Annotated in this window: 1 protein-coding gene; it reads right to left on the bottom strand. The window is 38.4% G+C overall.

The window, feature by feature from the left end; genetic code table 11:
• Positions 1-229: 229 nt before the first annotated feature.
• Positions 230-538 (bottom strand): transcriptional regulator BolA, encoded by a 309-nt coding sequence (bolA, locus tag R8O10_RS26655; RefSeq protein WP_005456570.1) that lies wholly within the window; start codon positions 536-538, stop codon positions 230-232.
• Between the last annotated feature and the right edge of the window lie 35 nt (positions 539-573).

Here is a 573-nt window from a genome sequence, read left to right on the forward strand (position 1 = left end):
AAATATTAGTCATAACTTTGACCGAACGCACAAATGACATATTCCACACATATCTTATGGAAATGAAATATTCACAGCCTGAAATATGCTTTAATTTATATTCATTTGTTGAAACGCTGTTAACACATTTTTTAACCAACATTTGTGCCACATTTTTGTCCCACACAAAATGTAAAACAAAAAAAGATGGCCTGAGCCATCTTTCTAAAAACGTCTGGTTTGAAAGGGGTTAACGCCCTCCTCCCATACACATTGGACTGTCTGGTGCACCATTTTGCTCACGTTTCCACTCTTCCTCTGTGTAAGTATGGATCGCAAGCGCGTGAATATGATTATCTAGCTCATCGGCAAGAATTTGATGAACTTGACGGTGACGGCCAATCAATCTCTGACCGGCAAATAAGTCACTCACAACAATGACTTTAAAGTGACTTTCCGAGCCAGGCGGTACATTGTGCATGTAACTTTCGTTGATAACTTTTAAGTAGCTTGGTTGCAGCTCACTATGTAACTTCTTCTCTATGATTTCTTGGATCATATTCTTTCCTCAATGATGCAAATGCCATAAGTATA

The organism is Vibrio sp. 1727 (assembly GCF_033344415.1).
GTDB lineage: Bacteria > Pseudomonadota > Gammaproteobacteria > Enterobacterales > Vibrionaceae > Vibrio > Vibrio alginolyticus.